We start from the raw sequence: 19,264 nt of genomic DNA on the forward strand, positions 1-19,264 counted from the left end.
CTGTCATGCTTTTAAAATGCAGCATTTAGGTTATTTCTAAAAATACAGCATTTGCGATCGCACCTGCGGAATGTGGGATTCAATGATGCGATCGCTAGCCCGATAATGCCAAAATAGTGGCGTTTATTGAATAGTTTTTGGAGACTCAGTTATTTGTTTTCCTGCCAATCAAAGTTGCAATTGCCTTGACTAACTCATCTGGTTCGACGGGTTTAGAAAGATGCCTTTGAAATCCTGATTCAAATGCTTGTTGCTGGTTAATTTCTCCAGCATAAGCAGTTAAAGCGATCGCAGGAATTTGTTTAGCTTGTCCCTGCAATGCTCTAATTTGGCGTATCAGCATATAGCCATCTGTCTCTGGCATTCCAATATCACTGAGCAAAACATCTGGTTCTGACTCTGCAAATACTTGCAGTGCTTCTTTGGCTGATGCCGCAGCAATTACCCTTGCACCAGCCTGTTCTAGCACAAATGTATGGAACTCCCGGGTATCATCGTCATCGTCTACAACTAAAATTTGGATACCTGTAAGGATTTCATCTAAAGAAAAGGGATTTAAAGGATCGATATTTATCTGTTGTTTTGAGATTAACTCTTTTTTGATCAAGGGTAGCCTAACTGTAAAAATAGCTCCTTGTCCTTCCCCTAAACTTTCTGCCCAAATCGTGCCACCATGTAATTCGATCAAATGACGGACAATTGCTAACCCTAACCCCAAACCACCAAACTTTCGGGTTGTTGTGCCATCAGCTTGACGAAAATATTCAAATACGTAAGGGAGAAAGTCAGGGTTGATTCCCTTACCTGTGTCGCTGACGGTAATCTGAGCTTGAGTCTCAATGCGTTCTAGTTGAATGTTTATTTGTCCTCCTTCAGGAGTGAATTTGACGGCATTCGATAACAGATTCCAAATTACTTGTTGTAAACGGCCAGAATCACCCAAAACTTGCTCTAAAGAAGCATCCAGCATTGTCCGAATGTGAATATCTTTAGCTTCTGCTGCCAAACGCATTGTTTCCAATCCCGCCTCAATCACGTGTACTATGTTAACGGGAAACATCTTCAGGTTGAGCTTGCCTTGTAAGATCCGAGAGACATCCAGTAAATCTTCAATCAGTTGAGCTTGTAATTTAGCATTGCGCTCGATGGTTGCGATCGCTTTCTTGATCTCTGCTGCTTGAAATTCACGAGTTTGTAAGAGTCTCGCCCAACCAAGAATGGGATTGAGAGGCGATCGCAATTCATGGGAAAGCACCGCCAAAAACTCATCTTTAATCCGGTTGGCTGTTTCGGCTTCAGTTCTAGCAGCTTGCTCAAGTTCTAGGAGGCGATCGCGTTCGGCTTCTGCATTCTTGCGTTCTGTAATGTCAATGACTGAGCCGATGTAACCTTTACACTCACCGTCCACCCCAAACCAAGGATTCGCAGCATCGATTGTCCAACGATACACTCCATCTTTGCGCCGTAAGCGGTACTCTATACGGAAAGCCGTGCAGTGCGTGGTGGCTTCCAAAAAAACATTCCTAACTTCATCGTAATCTTCTGGATGTATGACCTTCAACCAACCAAATCCCAGACCCGTTTCTTCGTTTTGACCGGTAAAATCGTACCAGCTTTTACTGAGATAGGTGCAGTAACTATCGCTATCTGTCACCCAAACCATGAAGGGGGCATTATCAGCCATGTTACGGAACTGTTCTTCGCTTTTACGAAGGGCTTTTTCTGCCTGTTTGCGATCGCTGATCTCTGTAACAAAGATGCTTACTCCTTCACCAAAGGGGTAGACGCGATTCTCAAACCAGCGTTGCCAAGCGGGATAAAAGTATTCAAACTGAACAGATGTCTGTTGTGCGATCGCCCAATGAACTTGGGTATAATACTCGCTTTTGGCCACATCTGGAAACACTTCCCAAATGATTTTACCTAGCAACTCTTTCTTTTGGACACCAACAACTTCTGCTAGGCGATCGTTGACAAAGGTATAACGCCCTTGCCGATCCAACACAAAAAACTGGTCTTGGATGCCAGCTAGGACAGTTTCTAAGTGCGCTTTTGCAACCTCCGCTTCAATCCGTAACCCTTGCTCTCGTTGCATTGCCTCTTCACGCAGACGAGCCATTTTTAAGGCTGCCTCCACCCGCGCCAGCAATTCCCGAGCAGAGAACGGTTTAATTAAGTAATCATCGGCTCCCGCTTCTAATCCTTCCACCCGTGCCTCTTCCCCCGCCCGCGCCGACAGCAGAATGATTGGAACTTTATTTGTCTGCGGATTAGCCCGTAATTCTTGCAGCAATCCAAAACCATCTAATCCAGGCATCATTACGTCCGTCAGTACCAAATCTGGGACACGCCCACGAGCAGAATCCAAAGCAGCTAAACCGTCCGCCACTGATTCCACTTCATACTGCTGACTTAACAACCGCTTGACATAATCGCGCATATCTGCATTATCGTCAGCGAGGAGAATTCGGGGAATTGGGGATTGGGTAACTCGGGGCCCCCTTTGGGGATTAGGGGCGATGGGGGTTGGGGATTGGGAAAACTCTTCCCTTGTCCCTTCGCCAGTTTCCCATTTTCCCAGTTCCCTTTCCCCAGTTCCTAGTTCCCAGTTCCCAATCCCTACTTCTTCCGGCAGCCAACGTAGGGCTTCTTCTAAATAGGGTATTGCACCTAATGCAGTTGAAGCTAAGGTTCGAGGGGCACTAATTCGGTCTGGGGGCAAATGAGCATATCCCGTTGGAATTGATACAGTAAAGCAACTGCCTGCTCCTAAAACACTGGTTGCTTTAACTGTTCCGCCATGCATTTGCACCAATTCTTGCACCAGTGACAATCCAATTCCTGACCCTTCAAAAGTGCGTCCTTGTGCCCCTTTGACGCGATGGAATCGTTCAAAAAGGTGGGGGATTTCTTCTGCTGGAATACCGATGCCTGTATCTTGGACTGCGAACTCAATGCGATCGCTTGTCCACTGCAAGCTGACTGAGATTTTTCCAGCCATTGTAAACTTGAATGCATTCGATAGCAGGTTAAGAACAATCTTTTCCCACATTTCCCGATCTACATACACTGGTGTGGGAAGAGAAGGACAATTGACCGATAATTGCATCCCTGCGCGTTCTACTGCTGAACGAAATACACTAGCTAGTTCTGCGGTGAAACTGGCCAAATCGGTGGGTTCATAAGAGGCTTGAATTCGTCCGGCTTCGATGCGTGAGAAATCTAAGAGGCTGTTGACTAGTTTAAGCAGGCGAAGTCCATTCCGTTGCACCATTTCTAACTGCTCTCGTTCTTTGGCTGGCAGTAGGTTGCTACAATTGGCTATAGTCTCCTCCAATGGGCCCAACATCAGAGTTAGGGGAGTCCGAAACTCGTGGCTGACGTTGCTGAAAAAGACAGTTTTAGCACGATCGATTTCTGCCAAAGCTTGGGCGCGTTTGCGTTCTTCTTCATAAGCTTGGGCGTTGGCGATGCTGGCTGCAATTTGAGCGGCAACTAAATCAATGAATCTTCTATAATTATCGTCGAATAGCCGGAAGGGATTCAATCCAACAATTAATATACCTGCTTTTCCCGTCTGACCGGATGGGGCAATTGGCACTGCGATCGCTTGATGGGGCGATCGCTGCCAAACACCACAAGGTAAACTACTAAAAGACACTTCCAAATCAGAAATCAGTATTGCTTGATGTGTTTTGATGACTTCTGCAAAGGGCCAAACTGAATCAGCATCGAGATCCACTGTTTCAGGAACCGCGACATGATTTTTTTCAATCCGACACGTTCCAGCCAGAAAAACTTGCTGCTCATCTGGATCGACCAAATAAATCATTGCAAAAGGCAAATCGTAAGGGTTGCTCTCCAAACAATTTGCACTCAACGTACAGGCTTGATCGAATGTCCGCGCGTCTGCTGTCCTAGCCGCTAGTTCGCGCAAAAGTGCCAACTGACGCTCACCAATGATGCGTTGAGTGTCCTCTGTGTTGGCACAAATTATCCCACCTGTGTCGCCTTGGTCATTAGGAACCGGGCTATATGAAAAAGTATAATAAGTTTCCTCTGGGTAGCCGTTGCGCTCCATAATTAGCAGTAGCGCTTCGTCGTAAGTACCCTCATTCTTCACCATCGCTGATTCGGCGCGAGGCCCTACCTGATCCCATATTTCCCGCCACACATCAGAAGCTGGGTGCCCCAGGGCTTCTGGATGTTTGCCGCCAATAATAGCCTTGTAAGCGTCATTATAAAGGTTTATGAGTTCTTCGCCCCACCAGACAAACATCGGTTGGCGGCAAGTTAGCATAATCCGCACGGCAGTCTTTAAACTCTGTGGCCACTGCTGTGTTGGGCCAAGAGAGGTTTTTGACCAGTCCACTTCTCGCATCCTAGCACCCATCTCACCGCCGCCGAGAAGTAAATTTACGTCGGCGTTGCTTGCTGACGTTGACTCGTTCTTCATTAGTTCCTCTCGATTGGTCATGCGTCGGTTACAGGCTACATCTGTGGTCGTCTTTATGGTCAGAATTTCCTCTAAATTAGACGTTGATGCTCCTAAACATTCATTTTAGAGGATATTCAAAGGCACATACATTGATGAAACACCAACTCTGCTATGACTTTTCAAAGCATTGAAATCGCCTTTTCGGGCAAGTTGCTGTTTTGGCTATGTTGTATTGTCAGCTTTATATGAGCGATATTCTAACCTACAAGGTTAATTCTTATTCATAACTCACAAAGCCTACTACTTTTCTCAAAAGTCTGTTTTTTTAATAATTTAACTTCTTCACTTACTACTTAAGGGGGTTACTAATTTGCTGTATTCTTACTTAAATGATGAGGTTTTACATCTCCATTTTACCAGCGGTAGATTTTTCTTTCTTGAGATAGATTAACTCTTGCCGCAAGGCACTAATTAATTTGCCAATATTAGACAAAAGTAAGCTTACACTGGGAGCCATATATTATACATTTTTACGACAAAATATCCTTCTGCGTCTACTACCCCTGAGATAGAGATTGTATCAAATCAGATTCTCATAAGTTTAATTTATCATTTTAAAAAACAAGACTATTTGATTTTATTCTACAAGTTACTTTATCCTGGAAATAAGTAGAGATTTGAACTTTACAAGACCTACACAAACAATAGTCGAAAAGAAAGATTTTCTTTTTAGGGCAATACGCTATATCTACTCAGATGGGTTTTGGGTCAATACTTGTTAGGTTTTGGGGAAAAGGGGAAGGGAAAAAGGGAAAGAAAAAACCTTTAACCTTTTCCCCAAATCCAATTTCGAGTTAAAAATGCAAAACCCAGAGCAGTATTGGGTGTTGGGTAGTTCACAGTACCTACCTTTCAACTTTGATAAAATAAAGGAGGAGAATAGTTGAATGTTAGAGCAGCAAATTGATTGCCCCGACAAACCCAAGACAAGTGCGACGATTATGAAACTTTTCCAAATTACTCTAGTGGTTTTAGTACTTTTAATCAACTTAGCAGTTACTTTGCCTTCTTGGGCAGAAAAAGCACCTTCTTTAATTACTAATCCTGATTACTTTCAAGTAGGGCAAAAAGTTATTTGGCTTTACAAGTCTCGTGCTGATTCTAACGATGTCCAAAGAATTCCTGCCGAAGTAGTTCAATTAAGTTCTAAGCAAGTACAAATTAAGGTATACAAACATAACCACGAATTTGTCAATCGTTGGGTAAATCCAAACAAGCTAGAGAATTTACGAAAAATTCAAGAGTCAGTATTTTAAAATTTAGTTATCTATAAGAATCCGATTTGATTCCTGAATCACTCGTAGAAAGAGGGAACTATTAATAGGGAATGGCGAACAGGAAAGCAGAAATTAATTTGTAACGCACTCTTATCAAGGGTTTGATGCCGTACTCTTTGCGCTCACATCCTACGGATATTTTCTCCAAATCAAACCGGATTCATGCATCAAATATTTTATTTTTTGTAAATCAAAAAAACTGAACCAATCGGCCCTAGATTTTCTACATAAGTTTTTTGGTTATAATACAATCCTGGAGACATCCCTCCATCAAATAAAATTCCTTCTTGAATTTTACCTAAACAGTTATTGCTAGCAATGCCTTGTAGGACATTATCAAACATATCTGGCAGTAACTCTTGATTAAGTTGAGATAATTCAATCTCTGAATTAGCTTTCAAGTCGTTAACTAATAATATTACATAACCTCGCTCGGTGATAGCTGCCAGAGAGCGATTAGTCGCATTTTTACAAGCAAATTCTCCCAAATCTTGACAAATATCTTTAAACTTACCCTGACGATAGAATCTGCCATTACCGCCCACTAAATTGTAATTCAGAATATCACTGTTTCTTCTCCCGGCTTGGATAGTAGCCTGTCGCTGATTGGGCGTGCCTCCTGATATCCCAAAGGAAGAACGCTTATTTTTAAATGCTCCTGAATACTCTACACCACGAGAGACATTTAAGCCTTGTGGTTTATTATCAGTATCTATGTAGTCAGCATTAATTGCAGCAATGGGTAGCTGTCCGTTTAATTTGGCATTCTCATCACCAATAATTTCACGAAACTGTTTTGGTACATATTCTTTACGCAATTTGCCCCTTGCATCTTTGGCGTAGAGTTTATGAGATAGACCAACATTGACTTTGAAATCTAATTCTGCTGATTTGGGATTAAAAATAATCACATGATTAATCCCTCTAGGATTTTTTTTACCTTGATTATTAGTTTTAAAAAAATCAATGCTGAATTTAGGATCTTTGCCAGGGCAAGTTTTAGATGCTTTAGGGACTGAATTTGCTTCAATCTCTTGACAACCTGATAATAAGCTTGCACCAATTATCAAGATAAATAACAAAAATAATTTTTTTGTTGGCATAATAATGCAAAAAAAAACCGCTACAGAATTACTATAGCGGGGAATAATTTAAAATTTCAGTCTGGAATTAATCTGATAACCAAAACTTAAGAGAACCATTCAACAACAGCTTCTTCTTTGGTATTGGTATTACGAGATGGTGTCTCACGGTTAAATTTCATCTGAATTGACCGGGTTTGTTCACCATCAGCAGCTACAGCCAAAATCGGATAGTCAATTAAACCATCTTGGAAGGACATCTGGAAGCGGAATGTGCCATCTGGATTTAGCTTAATTGGACGGCCGCCAATGGTTACGGTAGCGTCGGGTTCCGTTGCACCGTAAACTATCAACTCAGCATCAGCAATTAACCAGAATTGGCGCGGACGCACTGGAACGGCGGAAGCCGAGAAGCCAACACCTGACATTCCTACACCAGAAGCGGTTAAGCCAGAGACGGTAGGAACTGCCCACAGACCTACACCAGATGGGAAAATGTAGGAACTAAGAGCTTGTTCTGGACGCGCTGAACCTGGTACTTGATGCTGGGAACCAAAGATAGAACCAGCAACCCGTAGTGCTTCGGCAGATTCGGCTAAACCAAAGATTTCGTCGTAGATAGGATTGCCGTTGCCATTGACAACAGCGTTACCGTTAGAGGTAGCTGCAATTTTCTTGGCAGGTGGAACTAGTTCGTACTGAGTCTTACCACGTAAATCTTCTTCAAAGTTGACAGTAATGAAGACATCTTCAATCCAGTCAGAAGGATAGACGGGGGGAATGTGTACTCTAGCAGAACGAGCTAGTACTAACCAACGACCATCAGCAGCACGATAGCCGATATCTATCACATAATCGCGATCGCTAACTGGAACTGGTAAATACCATTCTCTAGCTAATTCATCAGCTGGATATTCTTGAATGCTGTGGGGGCTTTGGTATTCGATGTTGATGTCGCTGACATCATAAATCCGTAGTGCCAGTTGTTGTCCCCCTTGGCGGCGCAGTTCCTCTTTGTGTTCATTGGGGATATCCCAGTAAGTGTAAGCCCACTGAGGATCGCGCGGTAATAAGACAATCCGGCTTTCTCCATAGCCAGAAGGCAAATCTGCGAGTCCTTCATCAACATCAGCTAGAGATCCACCTGTACGATCTTCCTGACCTAATTCAAACTTAGCAGCTTCCACGGTTTCTTGAGCCTCCAATGAACGAGATGGACTGAGCAAATTTTTGCTGCGCTGTACTTCTAAAATTGATGCCAGCAATTGTGATTTACGCATTCGACTATAGCGAGAGATGCTATATTCGCTAGCAACTTTTCGTAGTTGGCGTAAGGTCATCTCCTCTAGTGGCGGGCGTTCTTTTGCCATTAATTTGGCCTCCAGTAGTGTAAGCGGTAAATGATTTCCCCTGGTTAAAGAATGCTATATAAAATCTCATCCACTCCAGATGAATTTCTTATTCCTGACTCCTGGTTTTGCCCAGTTTTAAGTTTTTTAATCTGTTTTTAAATTGAGATAACTTTCAACCAATTCCTGGTTATGCCAAAATTAGCATTTCTTTGGGATCGGAGAAGTTCGCTTTGTTAAGTCAATATTAACCACTAAGCATATCTAGGGATCAAGGGGTAAGAAGTAGGTTTTTTGCCTATTTCACGAATTCATAAGCCTTTTTGGGATCGCAATGTCATAAAATCATGACATTTATGGCTGACTAAATATCCAGATAGCAGTAACAATGTCATGAAATTATGACATTAGATGTTGAGCGTAATTTGAGAGTTATAATTGATTGACTCATAAGTAAGTCTGTGAAAAATTTTAATGTATATAAACAAACCTGATTTTGTCAGTAGTGGCGTGGCAAAAGCTAAATGCTGTATTTCAAAAATAAAATATGAGTCCTATCTCTTATTACAGTGCCGACTTAGTTAACTCATAACTCCTGAATTTTAATATTTGATTACCTATGACAAAGGATGAAGTATTAGCAGCGAATGCAGCATTTTATCGAGCTTTTGAACGAAAAGATATTGAGATAATGAGTACAATATGGTCACAAGGAACTGGTAGTTTTTGTATTCATCCTGGAAGTAATATACTGCGAGGTTGGAAGGAGATTCGCACCTCTTGGGAACAGATATTTAAAAACACCGCTTATATAGAAATAAATACAGATATAATTACGACAGAATTAATTGATAATATTGCTTATGTTGTACTGAAAGAAAACGTTTTCCAAGTAGTAGCTGGGAGAAGACTTGAAGCACAATCAACAGCTACAAACATATTTCACTTTCTTGGTGGCAAGTGGTATTTAGTTCATCATCATGGCAGTCCCATTTTACGGTAAGGGTAGAGTTATATCTAACTCAAAATCAAGACGAATAATTCATTTTTTTAATCGTATGAAGACTCCACCAATGAGTAATCCTGCAATCTGTCCCCAGAAGACAACAGGCGATTGATTTACGCCAACAGGCGGAATATTTAAACTGCCTATGCCATAAAATAACTGTTGCACAAACCACCAAAATATATAGAAAAAGGCTGGAAGTTGGATAGGAATATATACAATGATTAGCGGCAAAATGGTGTCAATTTTAGCTTGAGGAAACTTCATAACGTATGCCCCTAGAATAGCTGCGATCGCGCCATTTGCCCCAATTAATGGTACTGTCAAACTCGGTTCAGCCAAAATTTGTAAAACCCGTGTTAAAATGCCAGCCGCCAAATACAATCCAAGATAGCTTCTATGTCCCAGAATATTTTCTACAGTCTTACCAAAAACCCATAAAAATAGCAGATTTCCCAATATTTGGCTAAAACTACCGTGCAGAAATATTCCAAAAAGTAGTGAAAATGACCGCCAAATGACAATTATCCAAGCAGCATTGTTGAAGAATGCATTTGTAATTGCCTCACTAATCTGGGCTGGAATCACACCCCAAGTATTGACAAAATAACCCAACTTATCACTAAATTCTAGTTGGAGTTCCCATAAGAATACAGCAATATTAATGCAAATAAGCCAATAAGTAATAATTGGCTTATTCCAACAACGAATATTATCACTGATAGGAATCATACTAATTCTTAATTCGTAGTAGAGCCTCCGGCACGCTACGCGAATGTAATTCGTAGTTAAGAAAGGAACAGTAAATATTGCTATCTGCTCTCCACTCCCTCAATTTTCTTTAACGTGTGGCAAGATTGAAATCAGATCGCATCGCACTTAAGTAGGCAAACGAGATGCTGGGAAACACACTTGTTGGAAGATACCAAATTATTAGTAACTTGGGAGGAGGGGGTTTTGGTGAAACTTTTGTTGCTTATGATACTCAATTACCCGGCTCACCTCAATGTGTCGTCAAGAAACTCAAACCCCAGGCAAACGATCCGGTAACTTTGGAGACAGCTAGGCGTTTATTTGATACAGAGGCACAAGTTCTCTACAAATTAGGAACTCACGATCGCATTCCCCAACTTTTAGCTTATTTTGAGGAGAACGCCGAATTTTATCTCGTACAGGAATTAATAGAAGGTCACGATCTGAGCCAAGAATTAATACCAGGTAAAACCCTCAGTCAAGAACAAGTAATTTCACTTTTACAAGAGCTTTTGACAATTTTAGAATTTGTTCATCAACAGAATGTAATTCACCGCGATGTTAATCCGCGAAATATCCTCAGACGACATCCAGATGGCAAATTAATATTAATTGATTTTGGTGCTGTTAAACAAATTACTACTCAAATAATTACTCCCGAAGGTTCAGCCAAAGGTACTGTTGCTATAGGTACGCCTGGATATATCCCTAGTGAACAAGCTCATGGTACGCCAAAATTAAGTAGTGATATCTATGCTACAGGAATAATTGCTATTCAAGCTCTCACTGGATTATTACCAGAAGAAATAGTAAAAGATGCTGAGACTAATGAGATTATCTGGCGCGATAAAGCCACAGTAACGCCAGAGTTTGCTGAATTTTTAGATAAAATGGTGTGCTATGACTTTCGACAGCGCTATTCTTCGGCTACGGTAGCATTACAAGCGCTGAAAGAGTTAACACTACCACCTACTGAGACAATAGCGTTAACTCCTATTTATCCACCAAAAAATATAACGAAACCTCAACCGAAAAAAGGTATTTTAGGTAAAGCCTTACTAACAATATTTTTAGTTGGGGTTAGCGGAGTAGCATCAATATTTGTTTTAAATCACATTAATTCAAATAACGCTATAGAATTATCCAAGCAAGGAAATACACTTTTTGATTTGCAACGTTATCAAGATGCATTAGAAGTATATCAAAAAGCCGTTAATATTAGACCAGATTATGCTAAAGGCTGGAATGGTCAAGGCAAAACACTGTATAAATTAAAAAAATCCAAAGAAGCATTACTTGCTTACGATAGAGCCATTCAAATTAAGCCAGATTATTTTGAGGCTTGGAGTGGAAGGGGTTTTGTATTGGCAAGTCTACAGCGATATCAAGAAGCGATCGCTTCTTTTGACAAGGCTTTACAATTAAATAGTGAAAGCTCAGAAGTCTGGAATGCTAAGGGTGAAGCTTTTAGTAATTTAAACCAATATGACGAAGCAATTAAAGCTTATGAAAAAGCGATTGAGTTGAAATCAGATAATTATGAAGCTTGGTATAAAAAAGGATTAGCTTTACAGTATTCTAAACGATATGAAGAAGCGATCGCAGCCTACCAAAAAGTCGTTGATTTAAAACCCGACTACGAGCAAGCTTGGTATAATTTGGGGAATGGACTAGTTAATTTACAACGCTATCAAGATGCATTCAACGCTTATGATAAAGCTGTACAATACCAGCCAAATTATTATCAAGCCTGGTTTTCCAGAGGTAATACCCTGCTGAATTTGCGACGTTATGCAGAAGCAATTGAATCTTTTAATCAAGTAATAAAATACAATCCTAGCAGTTATCAAGCATGGTATAACTTGGGTTGGTCGCTACATCAAAGTCAACGCTATGAAGAAGCAATAAAAGCTTATAGTAAAGCTGCAACCCTGAAGCCAAGAGATTATCAACTCTGGTACAATCTGGGGAATTCACAATATATTTTGCAAAAATATGAAGATGCGATCGCATCTTATAATAAGGCAGTTCGTTATAAACCAGACCATGCCGAAAGCTGGTATAGTAGAGGCAATGCCCTATTAAATTTAAAACGGTTTCAAGATGCGATCGCGTCTTACGATCGAGCCATAAAATACAAGCCTAATTATCAACAAGCTATAGACGGACGCAATCAAGCCCAGATTCAATTGCAAGGCGAGAAACCAAAGCCTATAATTGTGCCTGTTATCCCAGTTCCTACTCCTACTAATCCACCACAGACAACGCCTTAGTAGATTAATAATTCGTAATTCGTAATGATAATCTCTTGGAGATGCTATAGGAAAGTGGATTTGCTACCACTACGCTCTAAGCAAAGCTATGCTGTAAGATTTACCTAATTTGTAATTATGAATTTTTAACAACACTTGATTAGAAGTAATCATTGGAATTTTAGTTGATATTAAAGAATATTTTCTATCAAAACTTATAATTCATGGCATTTCTATAAATTTATTGTTTATTTTACCAAAAGCTGTGAGCAACGGTAATTTCTTGGGAAATCTAAATATAACCGAGAACTTTTTACCGAACTATGTAATTAAGGATCTAACCCTTGATACAAAAAAACTCCAGCCTAGCGACACCTGACAGAGAAAATCATTCCTCACGAAATTTACTGATTCGATTTATTATTGGCGGCACTACAGTTATAGTTAGCATTTCTGCCTATTTCAGCTATCAAGCTGCTAGAAATCTGATGCTCAAAGATTTGAGACATAGTGCTTTTTTAGAGGTACAGAGAGGGGGTGCTGAAATTGAGGAGTGGTTACATGTTCGCCAAGTTGAAGTACAAACCCTAGCTAATACTTCAACTGTAGGCTCCTTAAACTGGCCTGTAGCTCAACCCTATTTAAAAGCAGAAGTTAAGCGAATCAATGAATTTTTCCTTTTTCAAATTGCTAACCCAGATGGTTCATATTCCAATACAAAAGTTGGTCGAACGAATAAAAATATTCAGGATCGAGACTACTTTCAAAAAGCAATTGCGGGAAAGAGCAATATTTCCGATCCTTTCATTAGTCGTTCTACAGGAATTCCTTTAATTGCGATCGCTACCCCGATTTGGTCAAATTCTGCTAGCAGTAGTTCCCCTGTCGGGGCCTTCCAGGGCAATGTGAGAGTCGATCGCATTGCAGAGGTTGTCAATTCCCTGCAATACGGCACGAACAGCTATGCTTTTGCTCTCAATTCTCAAGGACAAGCGATCGTGCATCCTAACTCGGCATTAATGTCAACTGTAGAAAAACCTGCACCCAGCCTGCTGAAAATTGGCGATCGCAATTTAAACGCGATCGCCCAGAGGATGGTAAACAAACAACAGGGAATTGAGTTAATGGAAATTGACGGCACTAAAAAGTATGTAGCTTATCTGCCGTTGAAAGTTGCTAATTGGTCTGTAGCTTTGGTGATTCCCCGCCAAAATATCGAATCTCGATTGCAATTCCTCGATGCGATCGCCTTAATTGTCGGTGGATTAACTGTCACCATGATTACTGTCTTGTGGCAAGTGCAAGCATTTGAACAACGCGAACTGAAAAAATCGAAAACTGCGGCTGATACAGCCAACCATGCTAAAAGCGAATTTTTAGCTAACATGAGTCATGAACTGCGAACACCCTTGAATGGCATTCTTGGTTGTGCCCAAATTTTGCTGCGTTCCCCAGTTTTACCTAAGCAAGAGCTATATCACGTCAATATTATTGAACAATGCGGCACTCATCTGCTGACTTTAATTAATGATATTTTGGATCTCTCCAAAATTGAAGCGAAAAAGCTAGAATTGCATTCTTGTGATGTGCATTTTCCCTCCTTTATCCAAGGAATTGTCGAAATATGCCACATTCGGGCTAAACAAAAGGGCATTTCGTTTATCTATAAACCCCAGATTAACTTGCCTATAGGGGTTCACATTGATGTCAAAAGATTACGTCAGACGCTATTAAATCTATTGGGAAATGCCATCAAATTTACAGATGAAGGTCGGGTTACTTTCAATATTGAAGTAATCAATCAACCTCCCAATGATGGGCAGATAATGAAATATCGACTTCGCTTTACTGTAGAAGATACGGGAATTGGCATAACTCCCGCAGAATTGAGCAAAATTTTCTTACCATTTGAACAAGTAGGTGATAAAAAGCGCCAAGCTGAAGGTACTGGTCTAGGTTTAGCTATTACTCGGCAGTTAGTACAGATGATGGGTAGCGATATCCATGTTAAGAGTCAGATCGATCAGGGGAGTAGCTTCTCGTTTGAGTTAGAGATACCCGAAGCCACTGACTGGGTACAATCTGCGATGACTGCACCAGAGAAACAAATCATTGGCTTTGAAGGTAGCCCCTACACCATCCTGATGGTTGACGATCGCTGGGAGAATCGCACAGTGATTACAAACTTACTGCAACCACTGGGTTTTAACGTCGTTGAAGCCAGTAACGGTAAAGAAGGTTTAGAAAAAGCGATCGCCCTCAAGCCAGACTTAATCATCACAGATTTGCTAATGCCAGAAATGGATGGGTTTGAATTAATTAAACGCCTGCGTCACACTCCAGAAATTAAGGATGTATTGATTATCGTTTCTTCCGCTAGTGTTTTTGAAGCCGACCAAAATCGCAGTCTGCAAGCTGGAGGTAACGCCTTTTTAAGCAAACCTATACACGTAGATGAATTGTTGCATAAACTAGAACAATACTTAAATTTGGTATGGATTTACAAGCAATCTCAGCCTGAAGGAGAAAAAGCTGAAGAAGCAACGATAGTAACCGATCAATTAACTCCTCCTTCTCCACAAGTATTGCAAGAATTAGTCACCTTAGCCACTAAAGGTAACTTTAATGCCATTCTCAAGTGGGCCGATGAACTGGAGGAAACAAACATAAGCTTTGCCCCATTTGCTAACGAACTACGGCAACTAGCAAGGCAATTTGATGAAGATTTAATTCTAAGTTTTTTGACTAAATATGCAGTGTAAACAGTATGAAAACAATTATTGAAAACCAAAACCAATCTATCAATAATGCTCCTTATAGGGGAATTATTTTAATCGTTGACGATAATCCTGCCAATTTACAAGTGTTATCCAGCTTTTTAGATCAGTCTAACTTTGAAGTCTGGGCAGCACGCAGTGGAGAGAAAGCCCTTCAGCGATTAGAAAATGATGATTTACCTGATTTAATTTTGCTGGATATAATGATGCCAGGTATAGATGGTTTTGAAACGTGTATACAGCTAAAAAGCAATCCTCGTGTCAAAGATATTCCAGTCATTTTTATGACAGCCCTTTCAGAAACTGCTGATAAAGTCAAAGGTTTGCAATTAGGAGCCGTAGACTATATTACTAAACCTTTTCAGCATGAAGAAGTCTTAGTACGAATTGAAAATCACCTCAAACTGAGAAATTTGACAAAAACCTTAATCGCTAAAAATGCCGAATTACAACAGACTCAAACTCAACTGATTCAAGCAGAAAAAGTATCAGCTTTAGGTCAACTAACAGCAGGAATTGCTCATGAAGTTAATAATCCCATCAATTTTATAGCTGGCAACTTAAATTTTGTTGAAAAGTATGTACAAGAGGTAGTTAGTTTACTAAACCTATATCAAAAATATCTGCCTGAACCCCCAGATGAACTTCAAACTGCAATTCAAAAAAGCGATCTTGAATTTTTGTTAGGTGATTTATCTAAAATTATTCAATCTATGCAAGTTGGTACAGATCGCGTTACAGAAATTGTGTCATATTTAAACAACTTCTCGCGCCACAGAGAAGCTGGTAAAAAACTAGCTAATTTGCATGAAGGCTTAGAAAGTACATTACTGATTCTTGGACATCGGTTTAAGCGAAATGCTCATCAACCAGGCATCAAATTAGTTAAAGAATATGGAGATTTGCCACTTGTTGAATGTTTCCCCGGCGAAATAAATCAGGTTTTTATGAATTTAATTTCTAATGCCATCGATGCAATTGAAGAAAAAAATAAAAATAAAGATATTGATACAATTTCTCAAAATCCTGGGGTGATTAAAATTAAAACCGAGACAGTTGGAGAGCAAGTTATTTTAAAAGTTGCTGATAATGGTTTAGGTATAAGCAACGCAGATCAAACAAAAATATTTGATGCTTTCTACACAACAAAACCTATCGGCAAAGGAACAGGGCTTGGTCTATCTATTGCTTACCAAATTGTGGTTAATAATCATCACGGTAAGCTCACATACAATTCCAATCCAGGTGAAGGCTTAGAATTTATCATTGAACTACCCATCCGATAAATGAGAACTGTAAACTAAATAAAAGCAACCATTACTTCTTAATGCACTAGCTCAGTGATTCAGGAATTAACAACCTAACTTCCGCGAGCCTGTTTTTAATTTAATAAACCATAGGACTAGAGGGACAATATATTATGTCCCTAGTCGCATTTTAAAATTGCTATATGTAACAATTCCATTGATCTAAACATTACTGTTATTATCGAATATTCACTTCTTGCAGGTAATTTACTTGCTGAAGATATTCAATTTTATTAGCTGAGTTTTTAGAGATAAATGAATTTGTTCTTTTTGCATAGGCTACACTTTGATTACTAGCCTGCACACGTTGTTTTTGAGTATACTCATTCAATTTAACTTGAGCTTGAGCATAAACTAGAGCATCTTGAGGAATATTTCGGAGAAATTTTACAGCCCGCTCAAAATCACCAACAGATGCTTTTTTATAAGCGTTCTGTAAAAAGTAAGCTGCTCTGATTTGGCGCTTTCGATCGTATTCAGCTAACTTTTCTTGAACTAATGCACCAGCCCGACTTTCTTTAGGGATTTGGCGCAGATATTGTAATGCATTAGAAAAATCTTTTATCTCGGCACTTTCATAAGCTTTTGCTAATAAATCTTGTGTCTGTGCCTCAATGTTAACGTATGCTTGCTGAACTAGTTTATCTGTTTTAGATTGCCAATATGAAATTTTTGGAATTTGATAAACAGCATCAAGAACATCTGACCATCGGCTCTCATGAAAAGCTATTTGAGCTATTTGGTATTGTTGAGCAGCAACTTGCCATTCTTCTTGCCATTCTTCAATTGTGGCTTGCGCTTCTGGATAAACATTGCTGTGGGAGGGAATTGATTTAATAAGTGCGATCGCTTCTTGCAAATCCCCAGCTTGATATTCTTGTGTGGCTTTAGATAAAGTCTCTGTTTCTGAGTATGCTGGGGCAGTATTAATTAAAGAATATGCACCAAATCCCATCAATAAAGAATTAGCTGCCAACCCGACTTTCATTCCTGTGAACAATGGAGATAATTTGCTAGGTGTAGAATTATCCCCTTCAATTGCCGCTTCTGGAAAAAATTGATTATCTGCTTCTAACGTTTCTAGTGGCTGAGTTTCCCATACTATTTGTTTGAGTACCCGTAGCACCTCACTGGCTGACTGGAAACGATTTTGAGAATCGTAGCGGATCATTTGGCTGAGAACAGCAGCTAGATAATCGTTGACTGGCGTGTTTTGAGAACGCCAAAAAATTTCATTAGTATGAGGATCGACTTTTAATTGTAGTGGTTCTAACCCAGTTAAAGCCTGGATAGCAATCATACCCAAAGCATAAATATCACTGTTGGGCTGTGTTTGACCAATAAATTGCTCTGGTGGTATGTATCCTAATGAGGTGACGGGAATCCGATAAATCGGTAATTCTGCACCGATGCCAAAATCGATAGACTGGATTGAGCCAAAGTCAATCAAAACTAACTTGCGTAAGGCATCGCTATTACGTCTAATCAAGTTCTCCGGTTTGATGTCACAATGAATTACGCCTTGAGAGTGAACAAATTCTAAAATACCTAAAACATCTATTAGAAATTCTACAACTTCTCTTTCATTCCACAGACACCCCCACTGTTGAGCAATAGGTAATTCAGCAGTCAGCGCATGTCCTTCAATTAGCTCTTGTACTAAATAAAACTGCTTATTTTCTTCAAAGCAGGCGATAAACTCAGGAATTTGTTGATGGCTTCCCAGAAGCTTAAGGGTTTCAGTCTCAGTTAGAAACATTAACCTCAGCATCTCCAAGTAGCCAGGTTCGGAACTGTTGACTTTAATCTGTTTAACAACGCATTTGGGACTCTGCGGATAATCTACGTCTACAGCTATGTATGTTTGTCCAAATACCCCTGCACCCAGGCTTTGGACAATTTGGTAACGCCCTTGTAGTAATTTACCGATTATGTGGTTAGTCATGACCTGGTTACTCAGTAAGTCCTTATTATTTAGTTTTTCTGACATTACCTCCTGTTTCCGGAATACTTTAGAAATAAATAAACAGAGTTTTGATACTTTAAATGTATGTTTAATTTTTTAAGTATTTTTGCGTAAAAAATATGATTTTTTATTAAAATTTGTATTCTTGATTTGATTAACTATTTTCGATGGAATTCAAACAAAGGCTTCTGATGTGCAACCTGAGTTACCCTTGAGTTATAAGCAAATAAGTGAAAATTGTGATTTTGGGGATTGAAGACTGCTTATGTTCAACTACAATCCGCTAGACTGCGTACCTTCATCAGTAGAATTACCAGATTCTGATGATACACCCGTGGATAACGAACTACAAATATTAGTTCCTAATTTATTATTAGCTACTTTAGCTTTAATTTGGCAAAACCGTGATGATTGGTTTTTCGGCATCAACATGGGAATTTATTATACACCCAGTAACCCTGCCATTGTTCCAGATGGATTTCTCAGCTTGGGTGTAGAACGTTTTGTTGGAGAAAATGGACGTTCTAGTTATGTTCTTTGGGAAGAAGATGGAATTGTGCCAATTTTAGCTTTAGAGGTTGTGTCTCAAACTTACAACGGTGAATATGAACAAAAGAAAATAGATTATGCCAACTTAGGTATTTTATATTATGTAATTTATGCTCCAACACGTCTGCGACGAAAGCGACAACGTTTAGAAGTTTACCGTTTAGTTGAGGGTAAATACATTTTAGAACCAGGAGATAAACTCTGGATGCCTGAAATTGGTTTAGGTATTGGAATTGAAAGAGGAACCTATCAAGGAAAAACACGGGAATGGCTATATTGGTATGACGAGAATAATAGTAGGTACTTAACGCCTGAAGAACAATTGCAAAATCTTTTAGCTAAATTACAACAGCAAAAAATTGACCCTAATACACTTTAAATATGCGTTCTAAAGACTTGCTGCTTGATGCATTCTTTTTTATCTTGACTTTTTGTAGCTTAATAATAA

Annotated in this window: 11 protein-coding genes; 6 read left to right on the plus strand and 5 right to left on the minus strand. The window is 39.7% G+C overall.

The genetic code is table 11. From position 1 onward, the window contains the following. Positions 1-145 precede the first annotated feature (145 nt). Complete coding sequence (locus RMZ41_RS13400) at positions 146-4,456, minus strand: ATP-binding protein (RefSeq protein ID WP_322642302.1); 4,311 nt, start codon at positions 4,454-4,456, stop codon at positions 146-148. Between the two features lie 929 nt (positions 4,457-5,385). Between RMZ41_RS13400 and RMZ41_RS13405 the strand changes: the two genes are divergently transcribed. Continuing rightward, positions 5,386-5,754, plus strand: coding sequence for a hypothetical protein (locus RMZ41_RS13405; RefSeq protein ID WP_322642303.1), 369 nt, complete (start codon positions 5,386-5,388; stop codon positions 5,752-5,754). A gap of 197 nt (positions 5,755-5,951) precedes the next feature. Here RMZ41_RS13405 and RMZ41_RS13410 read toward each other — a convergent pair whose 3' ends face one another. Then, positions 5,952-6,878, minus strand: coding sequence for a phosphodiester glycosidase family protein (locus RMZ41_RS13410; RefSeq protein WP_322642304.1), 927 nt, complete (start codon positions 6,876-6,878; stop codon positions 5,952-5,954). An 86-nt stretch (positions 6,879-6,964) separates the two neighbouring features. Next, positions 6,965-8,227 (minus strand): DUF4912 domain-containing protein, encoded by a 1,263-nt coding sequence (locus RMZ41_RS13415; protein WP_322642305.1) that lies wholly within the window; start codon positions 8,225-8,227, stop codon positions 6,965-6,967. A 598-nt stretch (positions 8,228-8,825) separates the two neighbouring features. Between RMZ41_RS13415 and RMZ41_RS13420 the strand changes: the two genes are divergently transcribed. Then, on the plus strand, positions 8,826-9,209 hold the full coding sequence (locus RMZ41_RS13420) for a nuclear transport factor 2 family protein (protein WP_322642306.1): 384 nt from the start codon (positions 8,826-8,828) through the stop codon (positions 9,207-9,209). Between the two features lie 39 nt (positions 9,210-9,248). Here RMZ41_RS13420 and RMZ41_RS13425 read toward each other — a convergent pair whose 3' ends face one another. After that, positions 9,249-9,944 carry a rhomboid family intramembrane serine protease gene (locus RMZ41_RS13425; RefSeq protein ID WP_322642307.1) on the minus strand — a complete coding sequence of 232 codons (696 nt, stop codon included), beginning with the start codon at positions 9,942-9,944 and terminating at the stop codon, positions 9,249-9,251. Positions 9,945-10,108: 164 nt separating this feature from the next. On the opposite strand from RMZ41_RS13425, the gene RMZ41_RS13430 reads away from it, so the two are divergent. The 3 genes from RMZ41_RS13430 to RMZ41_RS13440 all read left to right on the plus strand — a co-directional run bounded on the left by RMZ41_RS13430 (position 10,109) and on the right by RMZ41_RS13440 (position 16,280). Beyond that, on the plus strand, positions 10,109-12,238 hold the full coding sequence (locus RMZ41_RS13430) for a serine/threonine-protein kinase (RefSeq protein WP_322642308.1): 2,130 nt from the start codon (positions 10,109-10,111) through the stop codon (positions 12,236-12,238). A gap of 323 nt (positions 12,239-12,561) precedes the next feature. Further along, on the plus strand, positions 12,562-14,979 hold the full coding sequence (locus RMZ41_RS13435; protein WP_322642309.1) for a hybrid sensor histidine kinase/response regulator: 2,418 nt from the start codon (positions 12,562-12,564) through the stop codon (positions 14,977-14,979). A gap of 5 nt (positions 14,980-14,984) precedes the next feature. Then, complete coding sequence (locus RMZ41_RS13440) at positions 14,985-16,280, plus strand: response regulator (RefSeq protein WP_322642310.1); 1,296 nt, start codon at positions 14,985-14,987, stop codon at positions 16,278-16,280. Positions 16,281-16,479: 199 nt separating this feature from the next. Here the strand turns inward: RMZ41_RS13440 and RMZ41_RS13445 are convergent, their stop codons facing one another. Next, entirely contained in the window at positions 16,480-18,246 is a 1,767-nt protein-coding gene (locus RMZ41_RS13445) for a serine/threonine-protein kinase (RefSeq protein WP_322642311.1), read from the minus strand. A 286-nt stretch (positions 18,247-18,532) separates the two neighbouring features. Here RMZ41_RS13445 and RMZ41_RS13450 point away from each other — a divergent pair, with 286 nt between their 5' ends. Beyond that, positions 18,533-19,195, plus strand: a complete 663-nt coding sequence (locus tag RMZ41_RS13450; protein WP_322642312.1) for a Uma2 family endonuclease — start codon at positions 18,533-18,535, stop codon at positions 19,193-19,195. The last annotated feature ends 69 nt before the right edge of the window (positions 19,196-19,264 follow it).

It is taken from the genome of Nostoc sp. DedVER02, assembly GCF_034530675.2.
Taxonomy (GTDB): domain Bacteria; phylum Cyanobacteriota; class Cyanobacteriia; order Cyanobacteriales; family Nostocaceae; genus Nostoc.